Here is a 5,026-nt window from a genome sequence, read left to right as displayed (position 1 = left end):
AACCAGCGGTAGGCGACATTGACCTCGATCTCGCGCACCAGCTGGCGCTCGGAGCGGATGCCGAACAGATAGCCGATGAACAGCGCCTTGAACATCAGCGTGGGGTCNAGCGGCGGCCGGCCGTTGTCGGGGCAGTAGAGCCCCGCGACACGATCGTGGATGAAGGAGAAGTCGATCACCGCGTCGATCTTGCGCAGCAGGTGATCTGCTGGAACAAGGCTCTCGAGCGTCACCATCTCGATCGCCGTCTGAACTGGAGCAGGTTTCTTCAACATGCCTCACTGAATCAAAAACCTCCGGCCGAAGCCAGAGGTTTGTCAGCAGTCTGAGGGGCCCGATCGGGCCCCTCTCTATTTCTCTTCGCTGTGGATCGCCGAACCTTCGGTGAGGATGCGCAGCACGTTGATTGCTTCCTCGCCGCCCGTGCGCGGTTCGGCGCGAGTGCCGATGCACTCAATAAAGTGCTCGAGCTCGCGTGTTAGCGGCATGCCCGACTCAACCTCGACATAGCTCGGCTCGTTCATCGTAAACGCCCACTGGCCGCTGTCCTGCCAGACGGCGTGGTGATAGATCGCGAGCTTCCTGTCCCACGGCTCCATGTCGTCGAACACGGCCATCGCCTTGTTGCCTACGACGGTCAGCCGGCGCTCGCGGTACGGATTGAGCCGCGATGCAAACAGATGGCTGCGCAAACCGCCAGGGAAGCGCATGTGCAGGTGTGCGAAGTCGGCAAGGTCATCGAGCACCGCCGCACCCTCGCCGCGAACCTCGGTCGGCGCAGAGCCCGTAATGGCCAAAATCATCGACAGGTCATGCGGCGCCAGGTCCCACAGCGCGTCGCTCTCGGTATGGAACTTGCCAAGGCCGAGGCGGTGCGAGTGGATGTAGCGGACGGTACCGATCTCGCCGGCGTCGATCAGCTCCTTCAGCTTCTCGAAGGCCGGGTGGAAGCGCAGCACATGGCCGACCATGAAGATGCGGTTGTTGGCGCGCGCGGCCGCCACCGCCCGCTCGGCATCCGGCACGTTGAGCGCGATCGGCTTCTCGACCAGCACGTCCTTGCCGTTCTCGACCGCCTTGATGGCGTTCTCGGCGTGGAACTGCGGCGGCAGCGCCATCACGATCGCGTCGATGTCGTCGCGCTTGAACAGCACTTCGGGCTCGAAGAACAGGCATTCCTGCTCGCTCGCAAAGCCTTCGGCGCGCGCCACGTTGGCATCGGAAACGGCATAAAGCGCCCCGAGCGACTTGAGCGTGCGAATGTGATTGGAGCCCCAGTAGCCGCAGCCGAGGACAGCGATGCGCGGTTTCATTGACGTTTACCGGTGAATTCGATCGCCGACACATAGTCGGCTGGCGGGGCTAACTCAACCCCGCATGGGGCCAAAGATATGGCAGCGACGCAGAAGCGCACCGCCAAAATCACCTACTGACACCGAGTTGTCAGCAGGCAGTCGGCATAATGACCATCCGTCAAATGGGAGAGACCGATGCTCAAATTCTACCACGCGCCGTGGTCGCGCTCGTCCAGTATCCTCTGGCTCATCGAGGAACTGGGCATCGACTACGAACTCGTTCACGTAGACATCCGCGCTGAGGGCGGCGTGCCGGAGGACTACCGGCGCATCCAGCCGAACAAGAAGGTGCCGGCGATCGAGTACAATGGCGTTGTCGTCACCGAGCGGCCGGCGATCACCATCTTCCTCGCCGACACCTTCCCGGAGGCCGGTCTCGCCCCTGCCCTCACGGACCCTGACCGCGGGCCGTATCTGTCGATGATCGTCTATCTCGCGTCCGTGCTCGACCCGTGCATCACCATGCACGCCAAGGGCTACACCAGCTATGAGAGCAACGACCACGCTTTCGGCCTGTTCGACGACATGGTCGCCTATCTGGAGCGCGTGCTTTCCGAACGGCCTTACGCCGCCGGCAACCGTTTCACCGCCGCTGACGTGCAACTGGCGTCGAGCCTCCAATTCACCATGAACATCATCGGCATCCTGCCGAAGAAGCCGGTGTTCCAGGAATACCTCGACCGCATCGGCGAACGCCCTGCCGCTGTCCGCGCCAGCCAGAAGGACGCGGAGATGGCGGCTCATGTGCCGGCGCTGCAGGAGTTCTTCGCGCAGATGAACAAGTGAGTCGGCGGGGGCTGTGGGCCGCCCGTGGCCGCCTTCATGGGCTCCCTTGCCGCTTATCCGGGAGTACCTGCGCAACCCTCCCCTGGAGGAGCCAGCAGGGCCGATTCGCTGCGTCAGGCCGTTGAGTGGCGCCTCGCCCCCTATCTCTGGAAACCGTGCCTCACTTCCTATCAACGACCGGACATTGGCGTGTCCGGTCACCTGCTTTTGGCGCGCCTTTCCGGCTGATTTGGAAGATGGAAGAAAATCAACATGGTTCGGCGTGTTGGGCGCTTGACAGGTTGCCCGGCGCCACCGTATATCCGCGCCACCTTCACGGACCGCCCCGCCTCAAACGGCACTGCGGTTCGCTGGGGCGGAGTAGCTCAGTTGGTTAGAGCAGAGGAATCATAATCCTTGTGTCGGGGGTTCGAGTCCCTCCTCCGCTACCACTAGTTGGCCAGCCAGAAAGATCAGTCAGTTAGCATCGAACGGAGGTTCGAGCGACTGTGAGTCATCTCACGCAGATGTACGTGGGAGATGCAATGGCGTTGCCTTCTTATATGTCCCGACGCGACGGGCGTTATTACATGCAGGTTCGACTCCCCCAGCCCATGGTCTCGCTTAGCGGGCTTCGCCTCTACAGGGCGTCGTTAAGAACCAGCGACTATCTTCAGGCACGAATACGACTTGCAGAGTGCCTGGGGTGGTTGCACCGGATGAACGATAGCGTCGACTACGTGGACTTGTTCCAAAAAAACGTCCGTCAGCTGCGTCTATATTTAGCAGACCCAATCCGGATATCGGAGGACCGCCTGGTCGCTCGCCGCAACTTCGAGGAACTTCTCAAGAACCTCACTCGACGCGCGAAAGCGCAAGGGTGCGATCCGGACATGATCGAACCAGAGTTCCGACCATTGTTTGAGCTCTTCGTGCGTCAGAACGTCAAAGCCGAAGCGCTGAGCAGACGAGTCGAGGGAATTCTACAGTACGAACGCGGACGGGCGGACATGCAGATGGCAATCTCGTTGGGAGCAGTCCAAGCAAGCCACATCCCCGTTGTGCCGCTTTCTCCTGAGACGCCAGTTTTCCCGGCCTACGCTGCGGACCCGCTCCCAATTTCGCAAAATGAGGCCCTCAAGCCGAAACCGCATGATTTTGACGCAGGTGACAGGCATCTGTCAGAGCGGGCAGACGGTCCGAACATCGTCGTTGCCCCCTCACGAACCTCGCTTTCCGACGCAATGGTGGACACACGACGATCGCCGTCCTTCCAAGCGAACGACGACGAACAGCTGGAAGATCACAGGGTGGGCGTGGAGGATGAATCCGCGCCACCTAAAGCTTCCCTCCGCTTCTCCGAGGCACTGGCAGCCTACGAAGAGGCAGACATCAGGAAGGGCGGAAACGCTGATGGGCGATCGATCGTGAAGCTGATCGTCCAGTTCATCATCGACAAGATGGGGGATCCTCTTCTCGCTGAGTTCGATGAGGAGGCCATTAAAACCCTCGATGAAATGCTGCCCCATATCCCTGATCGCAGGAACATTCCGCGCGAACATACCGGGAGCCTTGCGGCACGCTACGACTATGCGCAGAAGCATGGATGGGACAACCTGAAGCGCCTCACAGAAGCCCGGTTGAAGAACGGCTACCACAATGCTCTGTCCCGCTTCTTCGGCTGGCTGATCGAGCAGGAACTCTACCGACGGCCTCTTCCAAAGTTTTCTGCGACGAGCGACGAAAATCTGGTCTCGATCGAGCGGGACGCCTTCTCGACTGAGGAAGTTACCAAGATCTTCTCGCTACCCCTCTTCACTGGCTGCATGAGTCCAGAGCGGATCTGGGTCAAGGGCGACTGTCTGGTTCAGAACCACCTCTATTGGGCCTACGTGATCTCGTTCCTTACTGGCGTGCGGGCAGGAGAGCTTGGGCAGATTGAACTCGACGATATCGAAGCAGAAGGCGGCATCTATTACCTACAGCTGCGCGGTTTTGACCCGAAGAAGGGCCGCGTCGCTCGTAAAGATGTGAAGCGCTTTAAGACCCAGTCGTCGCACCGGACGATCCCTCTCCACCCCCTCCTTCTCGACTTGGGCCTGCTTGATCGGATCGATGATCTGCGATCGATTGGCTGTCCGGTCCTGTTTCCCGAGTGGGAGCCCTATCCAAAGCCTGGCGGGGAGATGAGATGGGGCCAACCCCTGACAAAGAGCTTCCAATATCTGAGAGGCAAAATCGGCTTCGAACGATTTGACGTCACACTCTATTCGTCCCGCCACTGGTTTGCCGAGCTGATCGACAACTCCAAGATCAAGGACGCCGCACGCCGAAAGCTGATGGGGCACACAGGAAACAACGAGATACCGTCCCGATACGGGCGAAAGCAGCGGTTGACCAATCATGATCTGACGGAGTTCACCAAAATCCTGTCCCCAGAAATCAACCTGATTGCGGAGCTTCTTATGCCCTCTAAGGAGCGGGCAGATAGGGGAGAGCTGAGGGTGCTGAAACCGTGGTTGAACTCGGCGAACTGGTCCGTCTATTACAGAGAAAAGTTGGGCCGAAAGTAGACTTGAAGGCGCAAAGGCGAGCGTTCGCTGTGAGCACATGGCCTGACCCCATAGGGTGGTCCGGTTTCAATCTTAGTTCATGATCGGCCTTGGGGCTATTGCCTGGGCAGATGACGGTGCTGCTCCGCTTNCTGGCGCAGGCCAGATGATGGCCTCGGGTGCCGGTGGCTTGTATCCAAGCGACGAGTGTGGCCTCTNGGTGTTGTAGTACCGCCGCCAGGCTTCGATGATGATCTTGGCCTCGGCGAGGCTGTAGAAGATCTCACCGTCGAGCAGTTCGTCGCGGAGCTTCGAGTTGAAGCTCTCGCAGTAGCCGTTCTCCCAAGGGCTTCC

Annotated in this window: 5 protein-coding genes and 1 tRNA gene; 3 read left to right on the top strand and 3 right to left on the bottom strand. The window is 59.9% G+C overall.

All coding sequences use genetic code 11. The annotated features are described in order from the left end of the window. Positions 1-275: transposase (locus L630_RS0120380; protein WP_034331186.1), on the bottom strand; the 275-nt coding region annotated here is incomplete at its 3' end. Between the two features lie 75 nt (positions 276-350). Further along, on the bottom strand, positions 351-1,313 hold the full coding sequence (locus L630_RS0120375) for a Gfo/Idh/MocA family oxidoreductase (protein ID WP_024850019.1): 963 nt from the start codon (positions 1,311-1,313) through the stop codon (positions 351-353). 177 nt (positions 1,314-1,490) lie between these two features. On the opposite strand from L630_RS0120375, the gene L630_RS0120370 reads away from it, so the two are divergent. The 3 genes from L630_RS0120370 (at position 1,491) to L630_RS22315 (ending at position 4,693) form a co-directional block, all read left to right on the top strand. Continuing rightward, positions 1,491-2,141 (top strand): glutathione S-transferase family protein, encoded by a 651-nt coding sequence (locus L630_RS0120370; protein WP_024850018.1) that lies wholly within the window; start codon positions 1,491-1,493, stop codon positions 2,139-2,141. 354 nt (positions 2,142-2,495) lie between these two features. Further along, positions 2,496-2,572 (top strand) — tRNA-Met (locus tag L630_RS0120365). A gap of 267 nt (positions 2,573-2,839) precedes the next feature. Continuing rightward, positions 2,840-4,693, top strand: a complete 1,854-nt coding sequence (locus tag L630_RS22315; protein ID WP_144708974.1) for a hypothetical protein — start codon at positions 2,840-2,842, stop codon at positions 4,691-4,693. Positions 4,694-4,765: 72 nt separating this feature from the next. Here the strand turns inward: L630_RS22315 and L630_RS0120355 are convergent. Beyond that, a partial coding sequence (locus tag L630_RS0120355; RefSeq protein WP_024850016.1) for an integrase core domain-containing protein occupies positions 4,766-5,026 on the bottom strand: 261 nt, incomplete at its 5' end.

The organism is Aminobacter sp. J41, assembly GCF_000526635.1.
Classification (GTDB): Bacteria; Pseudomonadota; Alphaproteobacteria; order Rhizobiales; family Rhizobiaceae; genus Aerobium.
The sequence above is the reverse complement of the archived record's forward strand: the minus strand, read 5'-3'. Positions and strand labels throughout refer to the sequence as shown.

Bases quoted from the DNA above. Each gene is read 5' to 3' on its own strand.
- L630_RS0120375 (WP_024850019.1), bottom strand. From the start codon at position 1,313: ATGAAACCGCGCATCGCTGTCCTCGGCTGCGGCTACTGGGGCTCCAAT.
- L630_RS22315 (WP_144708974.1), top strand. From the start codon at position 2,840: ATGAACGATAGCGTCGACTACGTGGACTTGTTCCAAAAAAACGTCCGT.
- L630_RS0120370 (WP_024850018.1), top strand. From the start codon at position 1,491: ATGCTCAAATTCTACCACGCGCCGTGGTCGCGCTCGTCCAGTATCCTC.